Origin of the sequence: Pedobacter changchengzhani (assembly GCF_004354365.1) — a bacterium.
GTDB lineage: Bacteria > Bacteroidota > Bacteroidia > Sphingobacteriales > Sphingobacteriaceae > Pedobacter > Pedobacter changchengzhani.
The window spans coordinates 342,402-366,289 of the sequence record NZ_SJCY01000002.1; the positions used below are offsets into that span (position 1 = coordinate 342,402).

At 34.6% G+C, this 23,888-nt stretch carries 22 protein-coding genes and 1 pseudogene; 13 read left to right on the forward strand and 10 right to left on the reverse strand.

Annotated features, from left to right (window positions below; all coding sequences use genetic code 11):
• The first annotated feature begins 24 nt into the window (after window positions 1-24).
• The 5 genes and pseudogenes from EZJ43_RS04310 (at window position 25) to EZJ43_RS04330 (ending at window position 4,459) form a co-directional block, all read left to right on the forward strand.
• Window positions 25-2,178, forward strand: a complete 2,154-nt coding sequence (locus EZJ43_RS04310; RefSeq protein ID WP_133261441.1) for a transglycosylase domain-containing protein — start codon at window positions 25-27, stop codon at window positions 2,176-2,178.
• A 79-nt stretch (window positions 2,179-2,257) separates the two neighbouring features.
• Window positions 2,258-2,797, forward strand: coding sequence for a hypoxanthine phosphoribosyltransferase (hpt, locus tag EZJ43_RS04315; protein ID WP_133261442.1), 540 nt, complete (start codon window positions 2,258-2,260; stop codon window positions 2,795-2,797).
• Window positions 2,798-2,864: 67 nt separating this feature from the next.
• Window positions 2,865-3,326 (forward strand): type II toxin-antitoxin system VapC family toxin, encoded by a 462-nt coding sequence (locus EZJ43_RS04320; RefSeq protein ID WP_133261443.1) that lies wholly within the window; start codon window positions 2,865-2,867, stop codon window positions 3,324-3,326.
• Between the two features lie 181 nt (window positions 3,327-3,507).
• A pseudogene (locus EZJ43_RS04325) lies at window positions 3,508-3,618 on the forward strand (hypoxanthine phosphoribosyltransferase); the annotation flags it as partial.
• Between the two features lie 181 nt (window positions 3,619-3,799).
• Window positions 3,800-4,459 (forward strand): phosphatidylserine decarboxylase family protein, encoded by a 660-nt coding sequence (locus EZJ43_RS04330; protein WP_133261444.1) that lies wholly within the window; start codon window positions 3,800-3,802, stop codon window positions 4,457-4,459.
• An 81-nt stretch (window positions 4,460-4,540) separates the two neighbouring features.
• Here EZJ43_RS04330 and EZJ43_RS04335 read toward each other — a convergent pair whose 3' ends face one another.
• On the reverse strand, window positions 4,541-5,140 hold the full coding sequence (locus EZJ43_RS04335) for a porin family protein (protein WP_133261445.1): 600 nt from the start codon (window positions 5,138-5,140) through the stop codon (window positions 4,541-4,543).
• A gap of 124 nt (window positions 5,141-5,264) precedes the next feature.
• Between EZJ43_RS04335 and EZJ43_RS04340 the strand changes: the two genes are divergently transcribed.
• Both EZJ43_RS04340 and EZJ43_RS04345 read left to right on the forward strand, forming a co-directional pair.
• The gene (locus EZJ43_RS04340; protein WP_133261446.1) at window positions 5,265-5,480 is read left to right on the forward strand and encodes a hypothetical protein; all 216 of its coding nucleotides are present in this window, start codon (window positions 5,265-5,267) and stop codon (window positions 5,478-5,480) included.
• Between the two features lie 110 nt (window positions 5,481-5,590).
• Window positions 5,591-7,294, forward strand: coding sequence for a S41 family peptidase (locus EZJ43_RS04345; RefSeq protein WP_133261447.1), 1,704 nt, complete (start codon window positions 5,591-5,593; stop codon window positions 7,292-7,294).
• Between the two features lie 230 nt (window positions 7,295-7,524).
• Here the strand turns inward: EZJ43_RS04345 and EZJ43_RS04350 are convergent, their stop codons facing one another.
• Window positions 7,525-9,072 (reverse strand): glycoside hydrolase family 10 protein, encoded by a 1,548-nt coding sequence (locus tag EZJ43_RS04350; protein WP_133261448.1) that lies wholly within the window; start codon window positions 9,070-9,072, stop codon window positions 7,525-7,527.
• A gap of 173 nt (window positions 9,073-9,245) precedes the next feature.
• Here EZJ43_RS04350 and EZJ43_RS04355 point away from each other — a divergent pair, with 173 nt between their 5' ends.
• Window positions 9,246-10,148, forward strand: coding sequence for a hypothetical protein (locus EZJ43_RS04355; protein WP_133261449.1), 903 nt, complete (start codon window positions 9,246-9,248; stop codon window positions 10,146-10,148).
• Between the two features lie 7 nt (window positions 10,149-10,155).
• Here EZJ43_RS04355 and EZJ43_RS04360 read toward each other — a convergent pair whose 3' ends face one another.
• From EZJ43_RS04360 to EZJ43_RS04375, 4 genes are all read right to left on the reverse strand, one after another.
• Window positions 10,156-13,899, reverse strand: a complete 3,744-nt coding sequence (locus EZJ43_RS04360; protein WP_133261450.1) for a sensor histidine kinase — start codon at window positions 13,897-13,899, stop codon at window positions 10,156-10,158.
• 185 nt (window positions 13,900-14,084) lie between these two features.
• A complete protein-coding gene (fabD, locus tag EZJ43_RS04365; RefSeq protein ID WP_133261451.1) occupies window positions 14,085-14,963 on the reverse strand; it encodes an ACP S-malonyltransferase in 879 nt (292 codons plus the stop codon).
• 74 nt (window positions 14,964-15,037) lie between these two features.
• Window positions 15,038-15,673 (reverse strand): GTP cyclohydrolase I FolE, encoded by a 636-nt coding sequence (folE, locus tag EZJ43_RS04370; protein WP_133261452.1) that lies wholly within the window; start codon window positions 15,671-15,673, stop codon window positions 15,038-15,040.
• Between the two features lie 14 nt (window positions 15,674-15,687).
• Entirely contained in the window at window positions 15,688-16,098 is a 411-nt protein-coding gene (locus EZJ43_RS04375; protein WP_133261453.1) for a 6-carboxytetrahydropterin synthase, read from the reverse strand.
• Window positions 16,099-16,255: 157 nt separating this feature from the next.
• Between EZJ43_RS04375 and mqnB the strand changes: the two genes are divergently transcribed.
• The 4 genes from mqnB to EZJ43_RS04395 all read left to right on the forward strand — a co-directional run bounded on the left by mqnB (window position 16,256) and on the right by EZJ43_RS04395 (window position 18,779).
• Entirely contained in the window at window positions 16,256-16,888 is a 633-nt protein-coding gene (mqnB, locus tag EZJ43_RS04380) for a futalosine hydrolase (protein ID WP_133261454.1), read from the forward strand.
• Between the two features lie 122 nt (window positions 16,889-17,010).
• A complete protein-coding gene (locus EZJ43_RS04385) occupies window positions 17,011-17,520 on the forward strand; it encodes an REP-associated tyrosine transposase (protein ID WP_133261455.1) in 510 nt (169 codons plus the stop codon).
• A 7-nt stretch (window positions 17,521-17,527) separates the two neighbouring features.
• Window positions 17,528-17,692, forward strand: a complete 165-nt coding sequence (locus tag EZJ43_RS04390) for a hypothetical protein (protein WP_207924565.1) — start codon at window positions 17,528-17,530, stop codon at window positions 17,690-17,692.
• Window positions 17,693-17,831: 139 nt separating this feature from the next.
• Window positions 17,832-18,779, forward strand: a complete 948-nt coding sequence (locus EZJ43_RS04395) for a menaquinone biosynthesis family protein (RefSeq protein ID WP_133261456.1) — start codon at window positions 17,832-17,834, stop codon at window positions 18,777-18,779.
• Between the two features lie 70 nt (window positions 18,780-18,849).
• Here EZJ43_RS04395 and EZJ43_RS04400 read toward each other — a convergent pair whose 3' ends face one another.
• The 4 genes from EZJ43_RS04400 to EZJ43_RS04415 all read right to left on the reverse strand — a co-directional run bounded on the left by EZJ43_RS04400 (window position 18,850) and on the right by EZJ43_RS04415 (window position 22,424).
• Entirely contained in the window at window positions 18,850-19,545 is a 696-nt protein-coding gene (locus tag EZJ43_RS04400) for a response regulator transcription factor (RefSeq protein WP_133261457.1), read from the reverse strand.
• 116 nt (window positions 19,546-19,661) lie between these two features.
• Window positions 19,662-21,497, reverse strand: a complete 1,836-nt coding sequence (locus EZJ43_RS04405; protein WP_133261458.1) for a sensor histidine kinase — start codon at window positions 21,495-21,497, stop codon at window positions 19,662-19,664.
• 202 nt (window positions 21,498-21,699) lie between these two features.
• Window positions 21,700-22,047: a hypothetical protein gene (locus EZJ43_RS04410; RefSeq protein WP_133261459.1), complete on the reverse strand. Its 348-nt coding sequence runs from the start codon at window positions 22,045-22,047 to the stop codon at window positions 21,700-21,702.
• 2 nt (window positions 22,048-22,049) lie between these two features.
• Window positions 22,050-22,424 carry a DUF3127 domain-containing protein gene (locus EZJ43_RS04415; RefSeq protein ID WP_133261460.1) on the reverse strand — a complete coding sequence of 125 codons (375 nt, stop codon included), beginning with the start codon at window positions 22,422-22,424 and terminating at the stop codon, window positions 22,050-22,052.
• Window positions 22,425-22,496: 72 nt separating this feature from the next.
• On the opposite strand from EZJ43_RS04415, the gene EZJ43_RS04420 reads away from it, so the two are divergent.
• Window positions 22,497-23,696, forward strand: a complete 1,200-nt coding sequence (locus EZJ43_RS04420) for a THUMP domain-containing class I SAM-dependent RNA methyltransferase (protein WP_133261602.1) — start codon at window positions 22,497-22,499, stop codon at window positions 23,694-23,696.
• The last annotated feature ends 192 nt before the right edge of the window (window positions 23,697-23,888 follow it).

Here is a 23,888-nt window from a genome sequence, read left to right on the forward strand (position 1 = left end):
AGCAATTACACATTTTACCAACCTATGCAATTATCAAAAATTAAAATTCCTAAAAAATATTTAAAAATTGGCGCTTGGATTATTGGCGTATTTTTAATTGTTTGCATGGCTTTAGGCGTTGTTGCGTACAATAAACGAGAAGCATTATTAAAAAAAATGGTTGCCAAAGCCATTACAAAAGCGAACAAGGATTTCGGGCTCGATGTTAAAATTGGCGCCGCAACTTTTGATGGACTCAGTACCGTAAAAATGACAGGCATTACGGTTGTTCCTAAAGATCGTGATACGTTAGCAAGTATAAATGAACTTAGCGTGGGCGTAAAACTCCTGCCTCTAATTTTTGGCACTGTAAAATTATCGCAAGTAAAATTGAATCAAGGCTTTGTAAATATTGTACTTAAAGATTCGACCACCAACATCGATTTTATACTTAAAAGGAAGAAAAAAGACAGCACTGAAAATAAGAACAAAGTTAATTTGGCAGATATTGCAAGCAACGTTATGAACGAGGTTTTGTACAAAATACCTGATGATATGGATGTTAAAAATATGCGTTTTAAATTTAATGATAATGATACCGCAAAATTAACATTTGATACCCAAGCGATTATAAATAATGGCGATTTAACATCTACAATTAATGTTAACAACCGCGAATCTATTTGGCATATTGATGGATATGTAAACCCCGGAAGCAAGAAATTAAGTTTTACGGTTTACGCCGATGGCAAGAAATTAGAATTACCGTACTTAAACCAAAAACTACATGCAAAACTGAGTTTCGATACCCTACAAACAGAGCTAAAAAATGCAAAATACAGTGGCGATGACTATAAAATTTCTGGCTCTTGGTCGGTAAAAAACATGCTCATTAACCAGCCCCGAATCGCGTCGAATGATATCATTGTACAAAGCGCAAAGCTTGATGCTGACGTGCTAATAGGGCCAAATTTCATTTCGTTGGATAGTACTTCTACTGCATATTTAAAAAATGCAACCATACACCCATTTGTTAAATACACTTTAGGTAAAAATAAAATTTACGAGTTAAAACTTAGGGCCGAAGAACAAGATGCACAATCGATATTTGATGCTTTTCCACAGGGATTATTCGAATCGTTAGAAGGATTAAAAGTAAAAGGAAAAGTAAAGTATGATCTTAATTTTTATCTCGATACTAAAATTCCCGATAGCGTTCGCTTTAATTCTACACTAACGCCAGTCGATTTTAAAATTGTACAATGGGGCAAAACCAATTTACAGAAAATTAACAGCGCGTTTGTTTATACGCCTTACGAGTATGGCAAACCCATGCGAGACATTACCATTGGTCCAGCTAACGCTAATTTTACCCCATTAGGTTCTATTTCGAAAAATTTTGTGAATTCAGTTTTAACGGCCGAGGACCCATCATTTTTCACTCATAATGGTTTCGTAGAAGAGTCTATCCGTAAATCCATCGCCATTAATTATAAAGAGAAAAAATTTAAGCGCGGTGGCAGTACGATTAGCATGCAATTGGTAAAAAATATTTATTTAAGTCGCCAAAAAACCTTAGCCCGCAAAGCAGAAGAAATTTTAATTGTTTGGTTAATTGAGCACAATCATTTAGTAACTAAACAAAGAATGTTGGAAGTATATTTTAACATTATTGAGTTAGGACAAAATATTTATGGTATCGGCGAAGCTTCAAGATATTATTTTGGTAAACAACCAGCCGATTTAACCATTGGCGAAGGCATATTTTTAGCCAGTATTGTACCACGACCAAAAGCAGCGATGTATAAGTTTGTGGCTGATGGAAGTTTAAAGCCTTACATGTATAATTATTTTAGGTTTATGGGCAACATTATGGCCAAACGTGGTTTCGCAACTGCCGATAGCACCAATTATGGCTTTTATAATGTTCGTTTACGGGAGGGTTTACGTAGATATTTAGCGCCAGATTCTGCGGCTGTAGATACCGTTTTGGTTGATGAGGATGGAGAAGCAATGCCCGTTGTGATGCAAGATAAAAGCAAAAATTTATTCGATAGAATTTTTGGTCCATCTAAGACAGATTCTGTTTCAAAGCGTAACAATAATATGCCTGCAGATACTACAAAAACGAATAAGCAGTTGCGCCAAGAACGTAGGGAGCAACGGAGGTTAGAAAGAGAAAAAGTGGTAGGAGGTTAGGTAGTTATGGGTTACTGGTTACCAGTTTTTAGTCAATGTGTTCAAAATATAAGGTAGTTAAATACAAGAAAAGAATTAGATGAACAAAATAAAAGTTATAGATAAAGAGTTCGAAATATTTTTAGAGAACGAAACCATTAACAAACGTATTCGATTATTGGGTATCCAACTAAATGTAGATTATGAAGGTAGAAGCCCATTATTTATTGGAATTTTAAATGGTAGCTTTTTGTTTATGGCCGATTTAATAAAAGAAATCGATTTGTCTTGCGAGGTTGCATTTATGCGTTTAGCATCTTATGAAGGCACGCAAAGCACTGGCGCAGTTAAAGAATTAATTGGTTTGCCTGATGATATTGAAGGTAGAGATTTAATCATCGTAGAAGATATTGTGGATACCGGATTAACGCTAACGCATATTTTAAAAACCTTAAAGGAGAAAAATCCAGCATCGATTAAAGTTTGCTCGTTACTGCTTAAACCTGCGGCATTAAAGCATGAAATTGAAGAGTTGGATTATGTGGGTTTCGAAATCCCTAATGAATTTGTAGTGGGATATGGTTTAGATTATAATGGTTTAGGCAGAAATTTAATTGATATTTATAGGGCGACTAATTAATTAATATTAAGTTTTTTGTAACTAGAAATGCAAATTTGACCGCAGATAAATCATGTAAACTTAAACAATGATACAACGTTTTTATTTTGATACTTCAGTTTTTGGTGGTGTATTTGACATTGAATTTGAAGAAGAAACACTTCTCCTTTTTGAACGCGTAAAATTGGGTCAAATAAAATGTGTTTATTCAAACCTAACCGAAGCAGAACTGGAAAATGCACCAGAAAGAATACGAAATTACTTCAACGAGCTAAAACCCGAACAACTTGAAAAAGTATTTGTTACTGAAGAAGCCTTTAAGCTTGCGCAAACATATATTGACGAAAAGGTTATAGGAGAGACCAGTTTTGACGACTGTTTACACATTGCGACTGCAACGCTAAACAAAGTTGACATCTTAGTTAGTTGGAATTTTAAGCATATTGTCAACGTTTATAGGATTAGAGGTTATAATTCTATAAATTTACGTTTAGGATATCTGAATTTAAATATTCACTCACCAAAAGAAATTGTAGGCAATGAACCATAAAACTAAAACGGAAAAGGACTTCGATACCGTTAAAACCTTTAGGAAAATCAAAGACAAAATTTCAAAAGAAATTAAAGGAATGAATTTTGAGCAATTAAACGCTTATTTGGAAGGAAAGAAATTGCAAATTCAAAAAAAATAAACCCAAATCTATATTCATAAACTTAATCGAAAACTAGAAGAATTAGCTTATATGGGCTTCGAAATACCTAACGAGTTTGTAGTTGGTTATGGTTTGGATTACAATGGTTTGGGCAGAAATTTAATTGATATTTACCGGGCGACCAGTTAGGCAAAGTAGTCATCGAATGATTATAGTCACAACGTATGTAATCATCCGATGACTGGCGCTATATCCAGTAATCACCAGCTGGCAAAAGTACTGATTTATTGAAAATCCCAATTAACACCCATAACTAACGATATTTCTAATTATTTTTCCCAATTTTGCAACCATAACAAATTTAAGAAAGATGACTATCCATAAAGAAGGCTATACTACGATCGCTTTAAGCGTATTGTTTATTTTTGTGATCAACGCATTGGTTGATTATAAATACTACGATATAACTTGGTTGCGTTGGGCGGTCTATATCTTTTCTTTCGCATTATTTATAATCGTTTTACAGTTTTTCCGTAATCCTAGCCGGACGTTTTCTGCTGGAGAAAATTTAGTTATTTGCCCTGCCGATGGTAAAGTCGTTGTAATTGAAGAAACTACAGAAAGCGAATATTTTAAAGATAAACGCTTACAGGTTTCTATTTTTATGTCGCCTGTAAATGTGCACATTAACCGTAATCCAATTTCGGGTGTGGTTAAGTTTTTCAAATATCATCCAGGCAAATATCTTGCCGCATGGAATCCAAAATCATCAACAGAAAACGAACGCACAACAACTGTTGTAGAACATAAAACTGGCGTGCAAATTCTTTTCCGCCAAATTGCTGGTGCTTTAGCGCGTAGAATTGTTTGGTATATTAAAGAAGGCGATCAGGTTATTCAAACAGAGCAGTTCGGTTTTATTAAATTTGGTTCTAGAGTGGATGTTTTTCTTCCCGTTGGCACAAAAGTTAACGTAGAACTTAACCAAGTAGTAAAAGGTGGTATAACCACGCTGGCCACACTAAGTTAAAAATTTCAAAACCTATCTAAAAAAAGCCTATTCGATTATAAGTTGAATAGGCTTTTTTTATTAACTGATTATTATTGATTGTTAAAATATTTTAAATCCTACACTTAGTTGAAATACATTTGCTTTTTGACTGTAAGTTTCACTTTTGCTGATGTTGCTTAAGCCAGCTTCATATCTTAAATCTAAAGATAATGCCCCAACATCCACACCAACACCACCCTGAACGGCGAAAGCTTGATTTTTATAGTTGTTAAAATCCGTAGCTTGTTTATAAGCCGAATCGAATGTCGATTTATCATTCAAAACAAATGAAACTACTGGCCCTGCCATTAAACGGATATTGTAACTTTTAGTGCCGAATTTTGTACCGAGTAAAACAGGCACACTAAGCGTGGTAAATTCTACTTTTCCATCGGCTTTTACTTCGTTACCATTGTTTGTAAAGCTAATAAATTTGCTGCCTTTGCTACCAGCATACACTTCGGGTTGCACGTAAAAGTTTGCGCCGCCAACCCTCGCCCAAAGTCCAAGTTGATAACCCAAACGATTTTCGGTACTTGCGTAATCTGCATCTAGTTTAGCTAAGTTTACGCCAGCTTTTATACCAAGGTTAAAGCTTTGTGCCCGAGACGATGCCCAAGCCATAGAAAGGATAAAAACAGGAATGATGATTTTTTTCATGGTTTAAATTTGTAGTGAAGTGTTTAGATAAATTACACTAATTTCGGCTTTTTTTGTGATATCACATAAAAATTGAACAACCTCCCATTAATATTTTCTACTTTTGCAGTAAATAATATCTGCTATGGCCAATTTCCAACTTACAGAAGAAACTGCATTTAAAGTAAAAACTAAGTTTTTGCGTAAATACCGCGATCTTGCTAATGAGCCATTAGCATTTGTGCCAGGCAATGAAGATGCACTTGTAGAGGATTTAATGCGTTTGGTTAAGCGTGATAGAACTTATATAGAATTTACCATTCAAAAGGCGCTTGCTGATACAAAAGGTAACCGACTTTAATTTACAGCACCAACTCTCGCGCTATATTGCCTTTCTCATACTCAATGATTACATTTACCTTGTAGATGCGTTCGCTGTATTTTAATGGGCATCATTAATTTTTAACTTTCATGAAAAAGCTTAAAAAATATAAGTTTGGCCTAATTGCCATTTCTTCTATTATTATTGTCCTATCATTTTCTTTTAGGGAGGATTTATTTCTTGTATCTAAAAATCTAGACATTTTTGCTACTGTATATAAAGAAATTAACATCAATTATGTTGATGAAACCAGTGCGCCAAAATTGATGAAGATTGGAATAGACGCAATGTTGAATAGCTTAGATCCTTACACGGAGTATATACCAGAATCGGAAATTGAAGATTATAAACTCAAATACGTAAGCACGCAATATGGTGGTATAGGCGCATCAACATTGATAATTGATGGTAAATTGTTCGTAAATGAGGTGAGCGAAGGCTACCCAGCATTTAAACAAGATATAAAACCTGGCGATGAAATTGTAAAAATAAGTGGCACCATCGTAAAAGATAAGGAACGAAGCCAAATTAGTCAGCTTTTACGGGGCCCAAAAGGATCGGAAGTAAATATGATTTTGGTAAGAGATGGAAAAGAAATCAACAGAAAAATTATTCGTGATGAAATTAAATTACCAAACGTTTCTTACTCAGGAATGGTGGGCGATGGCATTGGTTACATTAAATTAGATAAATTTTTAGAAAATTCTGCACAAGAAGTTAGGGATGCATTGGTTGCCATAAATAAAGAAAACCCAAAAGGCGTTATCCTAGATTTAAGAAATAATGGTGGTGGAATTTTACAGGAAGCCGTGAAGATTGTAAACCTGTTTATAAATAAAGACCAAGTGGTGGTTACGCAAAAAGGTAAAAATATAGAGAAAACGGTAACTTATAAAACACAGCTTACGCCACTTTCGCTTTCAGTACCTTTGGTTGTTTTGGTAAATGGAGGTTCAGCTTCTGCCTCAGAAATTGTTGCCGGTTCTTTACAAGATCTTGATCGTGCTGTTATAATCGGACAGCGTAGTTACGGCAAAGGCTTGGTGCAACAAACATTTAATTTACCTTATAATAGCTTAGTTAAGGTAACCGTAGCGAAGTATTATACGCCATCGGGCAGGTGCATCCAAAGGTTAGATTATGCCCATAAAAATTTAGATGGTGAAGCCGTTAAATTTGCCGATTCGAGTATAACTATGTTTCAAACAAAAGCAGGAAGAAGTGTTTACAGTGGAAATGGAATTTATCCTGATGTTGTTACGGAGGCTAATAAAATTAGTCCGATTACGATTACATTGATTAACAAAAGCCTATTTTTTAATTATGCAAATCGTTATAAAAAAGAGAAAGTTAGTTTGCCATCTGCGCAAAAATTTCAACTTACGGATGCAGATTACAATAACTTTATAAATAGCTTAAGCGATAAAGATTTAAGTTATCAAAGTCGTACCGAGCGATTATTAACCGAATTGCGCTACGAAGCTGATAAAGAAAATAAAACTGCCGATGTAAAGGCTGATTTGGAAAATCTTAAAAACAAATTAAACTCGGCTAAGAAAACTGATTTACTAACGCATAAAGCAGAAATTAAGCGAATGCTCGAAACGCAGATTGTAAGTCGGTTTTTTTATGAAAAAGGTAAAATAGAACAGAGTTTTCAGTACGATAAGGAGTTGGCCTCAGCGAAATCTTTATTCAATAATCAGCCACAAATTTTGGCAATACTAAAAGGTGATGGCAACTATAAAGTAATTGGCAAACCTACAAAAGAAGTAACTGCAAGCATCGATTAAACTAAACAAAGATGCGTTTCATCAATTTTTGATTTTAACGCTCATATCTTTTTAAGGTAGAGTTGACCTCAGTTCGACCTTAAAATCCTTGATCTAATAATTATCGAACTGAGGTTAATAAAACATGCAGGAGAATTAACCGCAGGATTAAAAAAGGCTGTCGGTTGTGCCACAGATTGAGAACAGTTCTATTTTTGGCGCAAGTTACGCTCCGGTGTTTATAAAATCGGTTAATCCTTTTTTAATTTAGGAATTTCTACACCCACTGGCCCGGTTGGGTCGCTCTCGTTTTTCAAACGATCTAAGGCCGTTAAAAGGTAACTGTATCTTTTACCGGGCTCAACCGTAGTATCAATAAAGCTTAAATAATCTTCAAAACTAATTTTAAGAATATTTTTTGGATCGAGGATAGAAATTTTTTCACCTTCTTCAAACCTATAAATCACATATCCCGAAGCCGTTTCACCATCTTTTGCCCTAAACGGATTTGCCCATTTTAAATGCACACCATCGTTATGTGCTTCCGCAGTAAACTGTTGCGGTTGGTTTGGTGGGGTATCATCTAACCATGGCATTTGCGGAGGCAATGCAGGGTATTTATAAAAATCATTTTTTAGCGAATCTCCAACGGCTTTCGCTACCGTACTCATCGATTTTGAAGAAAAGAAAACGCTTCCCTGTATTCGATTATTCGCCCTAATAAATCTTATCTGATTAGGTATTTCACTAGGGTTTTTCCACGCCTGTTCTGATCTGGAATTGACCAAATATCCGGCTTGGCCGATGTATAAATGCCTGCCATACGTATTATTACTCCACCAATTAACTAAAGTAGCAAATGGCGCAACTTTTCTCGAAAAAGTGAAATACACCTGAGGATTAATATAATCTACCCAACCCTCTTTAACCCATTTTCGGCTATCGGCATAAAGTTCGCCATAATTAGAAAGCCCATTACTTTCTGATCCTTCTGGGTCTTCATACTTATTACGCCAAATTCCAAACGGACTAATTCCAAACTTTACATACTTTTTATAATGATGAATGCTATCATCAAGTTGCTTAATAAGCAAGTTAACATTATTGCGCCTCCATTCTTTAATGTCAGAAATGTTATTTGGGTGTTTATAAAAGGTTTCAGCGTCTTTTATCGTCTGTCCAGCAATTGCATAGGGATAAAAATAATCGTCGAAATGTACACCATCAATGTCATAACCTTTAACAACATCTAAAATTACTTGAACAATATATTCTCTAACTTCGGGTATGCCCGGATCGAATTGATATTTACCGCCATAAACAAAAAACCAATCTGGATGCTTTTTAGTAGCATGATCGGCACTAACATTTGCAATGCTACCCATGCTTGCGCGATAAGGATTAAACCAAGCATGCAATTCCATTCCTCTAAAATGCGCTTCTTTAATTGCAAAAGCCAAAGGATCATATCCCGGACTTGGCGCTACGCCCTGTTTACCCATCAGCCATTGGCTCCAAGGCTCTCTAGATTTTTCGTAAAATGCATCCGCAGCCGGTCTAATTTGCAAAATGATCGCATTCATACCCTGACTTTTATGGCGTTCCAAAATACCTATAAGCTCTTGCTTTTGTTCATCGGTAGTAAGCCCGGGTTTAGATGGCCAATCGATATTAGCTACGGTAGCAACCCATACGCCTCTAAACTCTCGTTTTGGTGCAATTTTTGTTATTGTTTGAGCATTTAATATATTAGTGGATAAGATCGTTATAAAAATTAGGGAGAGAAGATTTTTAAGCATTTACTATCTGTTTTTAAAAATAAGAATTTACATTCATCAAATTGAAGAGGGCGTATTAAACAACTTAACGATAATTTTTTACAATTTATATGTTTATTTAAAAGTTTAATTTGCATATTAACCAATTAAATACAAAGATAAAAATATAACATAGATAGCACACCAGTATAAACATGGAATCAGAACACGTTAACAAAGGCGATAGTAGCAAGATTTATTTTTTAGTTATTGTTATTGTAGCTTTACTCGGTACAAATGGATATTTGTTTTTTAAAGACCGCCAACAAAGCGAGGTGACGGTGACCGTAAGTACTGAAAAAGATAAGCTACGTTTAGAAGTTGAAAAAATTGAAAATGAGCTAGATAAGGTTAACGCTCTAAATTTAGATTTGAATAAGAACTTATTAGAAGAGCAAAAATTAGCACGAATTAAAATTCAAGAATTAAAATCAGCTTTAGAGAAAGGAACCCTAACGCAAAGGGAGTTAGACAATGCAGCGGCACAAATTAATGATTTAAAAACGTTTGTAAAAAACTACAATGACCAAATTGTATCGCTACAAAAAGAAAATAAATTTTTAAAAGTAAAGCAAGATAGCCTAGAAACAACCGTTAAAAGCATTAATGAAAAAGCAACCAATTTAGCTAGCGAGAACGCTAAGTTAAGTGCTACTGTTAAAGTTGCCTCGGCTTTAAAAATCCAAGAAGCCACTATAACGGCATTTCGAACCAAATCTAGTGGTAAAAAGATAGATGTTACCCGATCATCAAGCGCAGAAAAGCTAAGTGTTAAGTTTAACGTTGTAGCTAATGATTTGGCAGAAAAGGGATTTCATAACGTATATTTAAGGGTTTTTGATCCTGCAGGGAATTTATTAGCTGATGATAGCAACCATTTCGAAGCCGATGGCCAAGATATGCAGTATAGCCACGCCATGAATATTGATTATAACAACGATAACAGCTATTACACAATTGATTGGGCAAACTCAAAGCCTTTTATAAAAGGCATTTATACTATTATTTTATATACCGATGGCCATACAATGGGCAAAGCTCAAATTGAGTTGAAATAACGAGCAATTAAACTATTGGGAAATCTATATAAAAACTTGTGCCTCGGTTATCGGGCGAACTAAATGATATTTTACCACCTGCATTTTCTACTGCCTGCTTAACAAATGCTAAACCTAAGCCAGTCCCCGAGGTTTTTGTTGTAAAGTTTGGCACAAATATTTTATCGTAAAAAGTGGCTGGTATTCCTTTGCCGTTATCTTTAACTTCTATAAGGATGTGTTCAAAATCATTGTGTAAAATTACGTTTATTACACACATTCTTTCATCCTCTGTGGCCTCAATCGCATTTTTAAATAAGTTATTAAAGGTTCTTAACAACTGGTCTCTGTCGCCAAAAATATGCGCATTTACTTGTAAGTTATTGAAAATGTTTATTTCAACATTTTCGGCGCTTTTAAATACTTCTCTAGCCTGATCGATAATTGGTTCGATTGATAATTTTTCTAAATTCGTTTCTGGCATTTTTGCAAAGTTCGAGAACTCTGATGCAATCTTCGATAAACTATCAATTTGCTCTATAAAAGATTTACTAAATTTATTAAACTTTAATTCAAAGTTTGGATCATTCTCTTTCCACGATTTTTCTAACAACTGAACGCCCAATTTTAAAGGCGTAAGTGGATTTTTAATTTCGTGTGCAACCTGTTTGGCCATTTCTCGCCAAGCGCTCTCACGCTCAGAACGTGCAAGTTTTAACGCACTTTCCTCTAAAGCCGCAATCATACTGTTATACTCTTTAATAAGTAAGCCAATTTCATCGTGCCTGCGCCAAATAATGGGTTCGTTTCGCTGGCCAATTTTTGTTTTACTTATACTTTGCTGAATAAAAGTTAGCGGACTTGTAATTTGATTCGCCAAAAATACCGCCAGCACACCAATGCCTACAAAAACCAAGGCATATATGTTAATTAAATTACTTACAAACAGGGCAATTTTATCTTTATACTCAGCTTCGTTTGAATAATTTGGCAACGAGATATAAGCGATCGTTTTATTTTGTGCATTTCTAATCGGCGCATAAGCCGCTGCATAAGTTAATAAACCAATCTTCTCTTCAGTATTTATATACTCCGAACGATGCATCTTATCCAAATAAATGTAAGCCATGGCACCCATTTTTTTGCTGATAATTTTATTGCTAAAAAGTTTTGGATTAGTACTCATCAACAAAGTGCCCGTTGTATCATATAAATTTAAATCAGCGTTATTTATATCGGCAAAAGTTATAAAATCGGCCGTGGCTTTATCATCTGTTTTAATTTTACCATCGCTAAAAACTTGCTTCTCAAAATTCTGCTGAACTTTTCTAATCTTATCTTTTATTAAAACATCCTGTTGCCCCCGGTATTCCCTATCCATATAAAAATAGGTGGTCCAACCTACAACAAGCAACGTAGCAACAACAGAAAGTACAATGGTAACTTGAATACGCGTTTTGTAAAGGATTTTGTTGGCGTTAATCATCAGCGATCGATTAATGCTAAACCAACCCACATGCTCGTTATCTAAATTTCTAATTAACCAAATTAAACCGTACAATAAAAACGAAAAGATAATAAATACCAAAAAAAAGAAGGATAAAGCCGCTAAACGCTCTATGTAATCTATCTTCTCTTTAGTAATTACCACCATTTTATTCTCTTTTGGTTTATAAATTAAGTGGTTATAGCGTTTTAGTACAGTTCCTTGTTGCTGCGAATCGTTAAAAAACACAAAATCTTCTACCTTACCTTTAAAAATATTTCCATCTAAAGGAAATGTGTAATTTCCAGATTGGTTTAAGAGTTTATTGTAACTATAAAGCGCAATCGAGTAATTCTTAAATTCTTCATCATTAACCATTTTAGCATCCGACAATAGATCAGGCAGGCGATTATTGAAATTATACGGTTTGGAGCGAAACTCAATAATCAATGTGCCCATTAAATTATCTTCCTTTAACACGGGCAAAATGCCAAAGTAATCTTGGTAGCCAAAGGTATTATTTACCTTATAAAAATAATTTGAAGCATCTATTTTTATAGCGCCAGACTCCACCAAATATTTGTATTTCGAAATCGGTTGGCCATTATCATTTATCGCAGTCTCGAAACGATTATAATCATAAATTTTATAATCATATCTCGATAAATAACCATCCATCAAATCCTTTATATGATTTTTTAAAACAGCGTAGTTTCCAGTAACGTTGTTATTAAAATAATTAATGAGGAATTTATCCGTTAGGATTTTTTTCTCCAAGTTACCCAATGCTACAATGGCATTTGGATCATCTGAGGACTGTACTTTTTGAGCCAGTGTTTCTCTAAAATTACGTTCCTTAATGTCTTTATATTTAATGTATTTTATGGATGTATTAAACGCTAAGCAAAAAAATATAACGGCAACCAACCCGATTGAAAAACGCGTTTGCTTAACGTATAAAATACGCCCAACCAAAAATACAACCAATGCATAAACGATAAAAAATGCTGTAAAATCAGTTACCAACTTATATAAAAAAAAACCCGAAAAAGCAGTGAGAAAAAGAATCAGTCTTTCTCTATTTGTTACATTTAATTGCTTGCTAAGCGATACTGTAATAACGGCAACTAAGTAAATTTGAAACCATATTAAACACAGAATTACAATACTTACCCAGCTTGTACCACCCAGTTTTAAGATATTTATAATATCGAAATTAATTTTAGAGTTTAATATTAAACCTAAAAATAACTCATCCATAAAAAAAGCCAAGGCGCCAATTAACAATATAAAGGATGTTTGAATAATAAGGCCTGCAATTTTACTTTCCTTTATTATTTTGATAAACTGGCACTTTTGAATGTGATTATAAACGAACAAAAGCAACCATGTGCTAAATATAACATTAAGCAAAAAATCGCCTAAGGAGGGCATTTGCGTACTTTGCGAATATATTTTTGGGTCGAAAAGTGCTAAGTTAAAGCGATGATTAAACCAGCCGTACTTTAAATCGGTGATACGAGACAACGAAAAAACAGCAAATAATAAGAGTGTTCCTAAAACGGGATAACCTCTTTTCGCAATTAACGAACTTAACGAATTGAAAAACATTAAGATGCAAAGCAAACCCGAAACAAACAGCCAAACTTGAGGCAATGAGTTAATACGATCAAGGTTATCACCTTTTGATTTTAAAGCAAAAAGGAATTTGTTATCTATACTTTTAATTTCATAGCTATCTTTATCGGTAAAATTAGCAAGCGTTAAAGTTTTCGAATCTGATAACAGCGGGTCGATATCATTTTTAAAAAATTGATTTTCCTTAACTGAGTAGTTAGACTGGATTGCAATTAAGAAAACGAAAGTAAAGTTTTGATCGGTTTTTTTAACAACCTCATACCATCCGTTAGAAAAAAATAGCACCGAGCTACCTTCTTTTATGCTTTTTGGATTAATATCGCCAACTTTAAATGTGGTCCAAAATTTAAGATTGTTATTTTGGTACGTTAACAAATTAATGCCGTAACTGCGGTAAGCGTTTAAAAAATTTAAGCTAAGTTTAGGGTTTAAATGAAATTTTTTGGCATTTTGAAGCAAGCTTTTGTTGTGGATTAAGGCACTTACAACTTGTTCTTTAGCGTTTAATTTTTTCTCGAGACTTTTAGATTCGCGAGCTAAAATATCAGCCGGGGTATTAAAAATATTTAGTGAAATTGAGGTTGCGATTAAGCAACAACCTAATATTAACAGTAAAAATCTAATTTTAGCCCCTATGCTCATTTTCATCTATATAAATTTATGAACTGCTTTTGATAATCATCCTCTAATTTAATTATCAAACTTTGATTGACAGCAATGGTTTTGGTTAAAACGCTTTAACTACAAAATACTTATCTACCTTAAATGGATGGATAAAAAAACAACGCCATAAACGATGTGCTTATGGCGTTGTTCATATGTGCAAAAAGAGATTATAAAGAAGCGCTACTTGTAGCAACCTCTCTACTCACTTTTTTAACCAAGCCTTGCAAAACATTTCCGGGGCCAACTTCTACAAAATCTGTTGCACCATCGGCTAGCATATTTTCTACGGTTTGTGTCCAACGTACGGCTCCGGTTAATTGTTTAATTAAATTTTCTTTAATCTGCGATGGAACGGTATAAGGTTTCGCATCAATATTTTGGTAAACAGGGCAAATTGGAACAGCAATAGGAGTGCTTTCTATTGCGGCCTGTAATTCTATTTTTGCGGGCTCCATTAATGGAGAGTGGAACGCGCCGCCAACATTTAATTTAAGTGCTCTTTTTGCGCCGGCTTCTGTTAGTTTAGTGCAAGCCAAATCGATACCTTCAATACTACCAGAAATAACCAATTGACCAGGGCAATTATAATTTGCCGGTACAACTACCTCATTAATCTCAGCACAAATTTTCTCTACTACATCATCGGCTAAACCCAATATTGCCGCCATGGTAGATGGTTGTGCTTCGCAGGCTTTTTGCATTGCGTTAGCTCTGGCAATTACCAATTTAAATCCATCTTCAAAGGTTAAAGCATTTGCAGCTACCAAGGCCGAAAACTCTCCTAAAGAATGTCCTGCAACCATATCTGGCTTAAAATCTTCGCCCAAAATTTGGGCTAAAATAACCGAGTGAAGAAATATTGCAGGCTGTGTAACATTGGTTTGTTTCAACTCCTCATCAGTACCGCTAAACATTATATCGCTAATGCGGAAACCAATTATTTCATTTGCCAATTCGAATAAATTGGCACCGAGCGGATTCTCATAAAGATCCTTACCCATGCCAACAAACTGTGCCCCCTGTCCGGGGAAAATATATGCCTTCATACCACTTGATCCCCTAAATGGGGAATTAATTGTTTAGTAAATATTATTTATCCTTACCCTTTTAGGGGCAGGGGTCAATGTAAATTGGCTGTAACTAACCTTAAAAATTCGGCTCTGGTTTTGTCGTTACTTAAAAAAGTACCTGTAAATGCAGAAGTTGTAGTTACCGAATTTTGTTTTTGTATGCCTCGCATTGCCATGCAAAGGTGCTTACATTCAATAACTACGGCTACACCCATCGGCAATAAAGTATCTTGTATGCAATCTCTAATTTCGTTGGTTAATCGTTCTTGTACTTGTAACCTGCGGGCAAAAGCATCTACTACCCGAGGGATTTTGCTCAGGCCAACAATCTTTCCATTCGGGATGTAAGCAATATGCGCTTTACCAAAAAATGGCAACATGTGGTGTTCGCACATCGAATAAACTTCAATATCTTTAACCACAACCATTTGGCTATAATCCTCTTCAAACATGGCCGATTTTAAAATTTCGTTCGGTTTTAAATCATAACCATGCGTTAAATATTGTAATGCTTTAGCCACGCGTTCGGGCGTTTTTAACAAGCCTTCCCGCTCAGGGTCTTCGCCCAATTGCGTAATAATATCTTTGTAGTGCGATGCAACTGCCGTAACTTTAGTTTCATCATAGCGGTCTATTTTTGCATATCCACCATTAAATTCTTCGTTAAAAATATCGTTTTTATCCATTTAAGTGCTTTTGTTTAGCCAAAATATTCTACAAAATTCTTCTCTGTTTCGTACAATTTTACCGAATGTAAAATTGCACCACTTTCAGAAATATGTGGTAATAATTGATCCCAAATGGCAATCGCCAAGTTCTCTGTAGATGCCAATTTATCTTTCATAAAAGAGACATCTAAATTTAAGTTTTTATGGTCTATTAAATCTACAGCGTAAGTATTAATCACGTCTTTAAGCCACTTTAAATCGACAAGAAATCCTGTTTCTGGATTAATTTCACCCTTAACCGTAACAAAAAGGTCATAATTATGGCCATGCCAATTTGGATTTGAACATTTGCCAAAAACCTCTTCATTTTTTTCGTCACTCCAATCCGGACGAGCCAATTTGTGGGCTGCGTTAAATGAAGCTTTTCTCGTTATATAAATCATCGTATTAAAATATGTGCAAATATACGTTTTAAGCTGAAAGCAAAAAGACTAAAGCTTAAAGTTAAAAAACGGATAGAATCGTACGGTTACTGTAATCATCCCACAATGAAAAGCTTTAGAAATTATACTTATTAAAACAATCTGCTAATTTTACAAGATGAAAACATTAATTGTTGCAGCCACAAAAGCAGAACTTACCTATTTTTATCAACACTTTAATTTATCGGGAAATGATTTTATCCAATCTAAAACATTTGATGTTTTAATTACCGGTGTAGGTATGGTTGCAACGGCGTACGCGCTGGGTAAGCACTTAAATTTATCGAGATATAACCTTGTTTTAAACTTAGGAATAGCAGGCTGCTTTGATCGAACCATAAAATTGGGAAGTGTCTTGAACATTACCGAAGATGTATTTGCCGAATTGGGTGCACAAAATGGCAACGATTTTTTGAGTATTAAACAATTGGGTTTTGGGGAGAATGCTTATACGTCAAAATCTGAAACAAAAATTGATTTGCCTAAAGTTAAAGGCATTTCGGTTAATTGTGTAACAGGAAATGAAAATACCATAAAACGCTTAATTGATAGCTTCAATCCGATAACTGAAAGTATGGAGGGCGCAGCTGTTTTTTATGCATGCGATAAAGAAAAAATAGATTGTTTGCAAATTAGAAGCATATCTAACTACGTTGAAGCTAGAAATAAAGACAACTGGAAAGTTGGCCTTGCTATTGAAAACTTAAACAGTTGGGCAATCGACTTTGTTGAAAAACATACGATGGTTTAGTGATGGTTGGTGATAACACCAACCAGAAGGATGTTCATCAACCAGAGGAAGAGCCCCCCTTGGTTGGTGTTATCACCAACAAATAAACATCACCAACTGATAAAATTCTTATATTGCTAAATATGCAATCTAATATAGAATTTTTCACGGCAACGTGTTTAAATTGGCAAAACCTTCTTTCGCCAGAAAAACACAAAGAAATTGTTTTATCTAGCTTAAAATTTTTAGTCGATGAAAATAGAATTTGGATTTATGGATATGTCATTATGCCTAATCATGTGCATATATTATGGCGAAAACAAGACCTATGGATAGACAAAAGCATTCAACAACAATTTTTGAAGTTTACTGCACAGCAAATAAAATTTAATTTGATTGCAAATTTCCCAAATGAATTAGAAAAATACAAAAGTTCACAAGCTGACAGAAATTATCATTTTTGGGAGAGAAGACCATATAGTGCTACAATGAATAGCCGAAGAGTTTTAGAACAGAAATTAGATTACATTCATTACAATCCAGTAAAAAAGGAATTTTGTACCTTACCTGAAGATTATATCTATTCTTCGGCCAAATATTATTTACTAGGCCAAGAAAACAAATTGGTTACGCACTATATGGAGCATATATAAATTATTGATGGTTGGTGATAACACCAACCAGAAGGAAATAGATTGTTTGCAAATTAGAAGCATATCTAACTACGTTGAAGCTAGAAATAAAGACAACTGGAAAGTTGGCCTTGCTATTGAAAACTTAAACAGTTGGGCAATCGACTTTGTTGAAAAACATACGATGGTTTAGTGATGGTTGGTGATAACACCAACCAGAAGGATGTTCATCAACCAGAGGACGAGGCCCCCTTGGTTGGTGTTATCACCAACCAACAAGATATGAATTAGATATGACGATTTAATATTATGCAGTACCTAATTTTGATTCTATGAAGCTTACACTCGGTTTTTCACCCTGCCCAAATGATACTTTTATTTTCGATGCACTTATTCACCATAAAATTGATACCGAAGGTTTAGAATTTGAAGTAGTTTTCGATGATGTGGAAACCCTAAACCAGAAAGCATTAAAAGGCGAATTAGATATAACAAAACTTAGCTTCCACGCGTTTGCTTACGCTACCGATAAATATGCGCTTTTAGATGCCGGCAGTGCCTTAGGTTTTGGTGTTGGGCCACTATTAATTAGTAAAAAATATACAATTGATAGTTTACAGTTGACAGTTGAAAATTCTCAAGCATTAAATAGCAGTTCTCAAACACTAAGTGCAAGTTCTGAGTTGCCTGTCGACGATGAGCAATCTCATCACTCATCACTCAAAACTCATCACTCAAATCTAAAAATCGGCATTCCCGGCAAATACACCACGGCAAATTTTTTATTAGGCATTGCTTATCCGCAACTGCAAAATAAGGAAGTGTTGGTTTTTTCGGGAATTGAATCAGCTTTGCTGGAAGATAAAATAGATTTAGGTTTAATTATACACGAAAACCGTTTTACCTACCAAGACAAAGGCTTAAATAAAATTATCGATTTAGGTGATTACTGGGAAAAACTTACAGGCTGCGCAATTCCGCTTGGTGGCATCGTAATTAACAGGAAACTAGCACATGAGGTGCAGTTAAAAGTAAATCGTTTGATCAGAAAATCAGTAGAATACGCTTTCGAAAACCCAAAATCAAGTTTAGAATTTATCCGCAAACATGCGCAAGAAATGGATGAAGCTGTAATGTATAAACACATTGAACTTTATGTAAATAAATACAGCATCAATTTAGGTAATGAAGGTAGAAAAGCAATTGATACGCTCTTCAAACTCGCAACCGAGAGAAATATAATCCCTCCCATTCAAAACAATTTATATGTTACCGAATGAAAAAGTTATAAGTAGTAGGCTTTAAGTGACCTGCCTTGGTACTCGATACTCAAATCTTCACACTAAAAACCTAACTCACCAAAAGCTTGTAGCCTTTACCATGCACATTAATTATTTCTACAGCAGGATCTTCTCTTAAATACTTACGCAACTTGCTTAAAAAAACATCCATACTGCGGCCGTTAAAATAATTATCATCGTGCCAAATGGTTAATAATGCTTCTTCTCTGGTTAAAACAGCATTCATTTTTAAGCACAATAAGCGCAATAATTCTGCTTCTTTAGTCGATAACTTTTGTTGCACACCATCATGAACAATAATTTGCGTGGTGTAATCAAAATTATATTTGCCAATAGAGAAATTAGTTTCTACTGTTTCATCGGCACCATCATTTCTGTTGGCAGTACGCTTAAACATGGCATTTATTCTTAAAAGTAGTTCTTCTATTCTAAAGGGTTTTGTAATGTAATCATCGCCACCTAAATCATAAGCCGCAGCTTTATCTTCTAACATGGTTTTTGCAGTAGCAAATATTATGGGCACCTGTGTATTTGTTTTCCTGATGTCTTTACCTAAAGTAAAACCATCTTTTTTTGGCATCATTACATCGAGGATACAAAGGTCGAATTTTTGTTTATTAAAAGCCTTTAATCCCTCGTCTCCATCGGTACACAAAACCACATCAAATTTACCCTTCAACTCCAAATAATCTTGCAACAAAAGACCCAAATTTGGATCATCTTCAACTAAAAGAATCTTTTTCATGTTTATATTTCTGTTTATAACCGATGTAATAAGTGCACTTTAAAATTTTAATTGCTTGAGTAAATCAATGGCAAAGAGCGTATTTTTTTTTACAACCAAGGTAATACTGTCGGGGTTTAGTGTAAAGGTAAGGTTATTTCGAATGTTGTTCCTTTATCTTTTTCGCTAAATACCTTAATGGTACCGTTTAGTTGCTTTATGATATCTTGCACATAGTTGAGGCCAAGACCAAAACCTTTTACATCGTGTAAGTTACCTGTGGGTACCCTATAAAATTGATCGAATATTCTTTTAGCGTGTTCTTTATTAATTCCAATACCTTTATCGCTAACCTCTATAACTATATTTTTGCCAACATTTTTTGTAACTATATTTATTATTGGATCGTTGGCGCTGTACTTATTTGCATTATCAATTAAATTAAAAATTACATTTGATAAGTGTAGCTCATCTCCAAAAACAATAGCATTGTTTGCGTCGGTATTTATGTTAACTACAGCATTTCTTTTTTGCAGTTGCAATTCCATACTATCTAACACAATAACAATTAAATCATTTACATCTACCTCACCATTCTCCATTTTGATTTCGTTTTTTTCTAATCGGGCTATGCTTAACACACGCTCAATATGATTACCCAAACGCACATTTTCATCATAAATAATACCTGCAAGCCTTTTAACTCTACTCTTATCGTCAGTAATCTCGGGGTCTTTTAAAGCTTCGCTTGCAATCATAATCGTAGCTACGGGCGTTTTAAATTCATGAGTCATGTTATTTATAAAATCCGTTTTCATTTCAGAAAGTTTCTTCTGTTTTAGTATGGCGTAAAGTGTGTAACTAAAAATGAACAGTAGAATAAGCAACAAACCAACCGAAGAGGCCACAGTAGCGCTCAAATTGGTTAAAATTGCCGCATTCTTATTAGGGAAACTTAACAAAAGCAAGCCCGGATCGCGAATTAAATCGTTGCTAAAAAGGGTTGTTTTATAGGTGTTTTCTGCCGTAAACTTTACATTCGGATTGGAGCTTTTTACATAAATTGATGAATCTTTTTTGGCAAGTTTAATTTGATAACTATACGCTTGAGTGATATTATTATTGAGCAATTCCTTTCTTAAAATGGTATCAATTAGCCCAAAATTTATTCTTTTGTTTAAAGGAATATTTATTTGGGCCATTTCTTTGGCAACATCTTCTAGCTGTAAAAGGTTGCTTGCAATTAGCGTTGTCGAATCAGAATTTATAAATCGTACCTTTTGCTCGAAATCTTTTTTTGCCAGTAAGTCTTCTTTTTTAAATTGGGTTAGCATCTCCTTTTGCCTTGTTGGCAAAGAAATTAGCACAATGTTGTTGGTGTTTGGGTCAACTGCAGCGTAGCGGATAGAATCTGGTAAGTTATTAGCCGTAAAATTTAAACTTCTCTTTCCTGTGGGCGTAAATTTCGTAGAAATACTTCCACCTAAAATGTTGTAATTCTCATCTACATTCGCAAAAACATCAATTTTTACAGGCGAATTTGTGTTTTGTCCATTTCGCGCATCCGCAGCCTTAAAATCGGCTTCTGATAAAATTACAGGTTTCCGATAATAAGACCTGATAATACTATCTTGACTGGTAAGTTCTGCTTCGATTTTACGCTGGTTACTGAGGCGATTACGATCCAATAGGGTTTCGTAATTTTTCTTTAAATCGGCCAATTCAATTGCCCGTCTTTTTACATCAATTGTTCGCTTTCGTTTGTTATTTACTTGGCGCGTATTAAAATGATTAAATGCATTTCGTTTTTGAATTTTATTAACTACAGCATTAAGGGTTTGGTTCACTTGCTCATCAAACAACTGCGATTTTAGGTTGTACGATTCCCTAATGTAATACATTTGCATTACAAAAACGCCGAGCAAAGCCACCGTCATCAGTATTGTAATAAACCAAAAACTTGTTTTTTTCATTTATAAATTGGAACCACTTCAATATGTAGAACTAAATTCTTAATTCAAAATTAATAATGCTTAAGATTATGCAGTTGTTTTTAACATAATTTAACAACGCGCTAGTGCATTGATGGCAAAAGCTTTACAAAACTTAGTGCATAAAAAAATGCCGAAATTAATATTCCGGCATTTAACGTTGTTTAGCTTAAAAAAAGACTCTTTATTTAGAACTTGGCGTTTCTTTAATATCGTCAATAGCTGTTTTAAGATGGTTTAACGGAATTAAAACACCGTTTAGGTAACAAGTATTTACATCATTTATATCAAATTTAACAACTACGCCATAAATAGTTCCCGGAAATTTTCTCAATTTTATTTGAATACCATTTTCAGTTTCTTCAGTTCCGCAATTGTCCCATGGGGTTCCGATTAAATCTAATAAAATAATATTTTTAGCGAGGTTTTCTATTTTTGGGGAATAAACCCAAAGCGAATTTCTGGCTTCAAAAATACTGCACGTAACCTTAATCTGTTTATTTAAATAATATCTTACTTCGATATTATCCAACCTTAGAAAGGCAAATCGTCATCTTCACCTGCTGTATTGCTTACATCAACTGGCTTGGCAGCATATTCTGGCGTAACTGCCGCTGGAGCAACTCCACCTGCAATTGCATTAATGCGCCAAATAACCAAACTATTAAAATAAGATGTTACACCTTCTTTGTTTGTCCACGGGCGACCACGTAAATTAAAGAATACTTCAACCTCATCACCTGCTTTAAAAGTATCTAACAATGCAGCCTTATCTTGCAAAGCCTCAAAGCGAATATACTCTGGATAAGTTGGGTTTTCTGCATACTCAATTATCAAATCACGTTTTTTAAACGTTTCACTCACTTGCTGTGTGGCACCTACTTCGTGTACTTTTCCTTTTAATTCCATTTCAATTATGACTTAATTGTACTATAAAGATCAAATCTCAATAATTTTATTGATAACTTTGCATAAATTATGATGCAAGTTTTCCACAATAAAAGCAAGGTTATTATTACCTGCAACAAGCGCCTTTCGCCTTATTTACAAGATGAGGTTACCGCTTTAGGTTACACCATTGTTAGGGCATTTGCCACTGGTGTAGAACTTAACATTACACTTACCGAGTGTATTAAACTAAATTTAAACCTTCGGTGTGCAAGCCAGATTTTATATTCTATAAAGAGTTTTAAGGCAGTAACACCCGATGATTTGTACAACGAGATAAAGACAATTGCTTGGGAAGAATTGATTGATTTTACTGGCTATTTCTCGGTAACATCAAACGTAGATAACCCAAATATTACCACGCCACTTTTTGCAAACCTTAAGGTTAAAGACGCTATTGTGGATCGGATGAAAGAAATAAAAGGTATCCGACCTAATTCTGGTTCGGATGCAAATAAAGCTGTTGTTCATTTATATTGGAAAGATGCCGAAGCGGATATTTTTATGGATACATCGGGCGAAACTTTAGCTAAACATGGTTATCGTAAAATTCCTGGTAAGGCACCAATGTTAGAGGCATTAGCTTCGGGTGCTATTTATGCTACCAAATGGGATAAAAAATCACCTTTCATCAACCCAATGTGTGGTTCGGGAACACTTGCCATAGAAGCCGCTTTAATTGCAACCAATCGTGCACCAGGTTTGTACCGAATGAATTATGCATTTATGCACATTTTGGGCTATAATGAGGAAGATTTTTTTGCCGAAAGAAGAATTTTAAAAGACCAGGTTGTTAAAAATGTAGACTTAAAAATTGTGGCTTCAGATTTATCTGCTGATGCGGTTGATATTACCCGTAGAAATGCGCAAACTGCAGGTGTAGATACTTTTATGGATTTTGAAGTGTGCGATTTTGAATTAACACCAATACCCGAAGGCGGGAAAGGTGTGGTGGTTTTTAACCCCGAATATGGCGAACGTTTGGGTGTGCACAGCCAATTAGAACTGACCTATAAACGCATGGGCGATTTTATGAAAACAAGTTGCAAAGGTTATTCTGGTTATATTTTTACCGGCAATCCCGATTTGGCTAAAAAAATAGGTTTGAAAGCTTCGAGAAAGATAGAATTTTACAACGGAAAGTTAGACTGCCGTATGCTGGAGTATGATTTATATGATGGATCGAAAAGAGACCCAAATGAGCGGGTTACTAAAGATTTGAAAGAAGATTAATAAAAATAGCAGGTTTTTTAAACAAAAGAAGTCAAGTTTTAAAAACTTGACTTCTTTACAATAATACACGTAATCCAAAGTGAGCGAGTTACTAAAGATTTGAAAGAAGATTGATAAAAATAGCTGGCTTTTTAAACAAAAGAAGTCAAGTTTTAAAAACTTGACTTCTTTACAAATAATACACGTAATCCC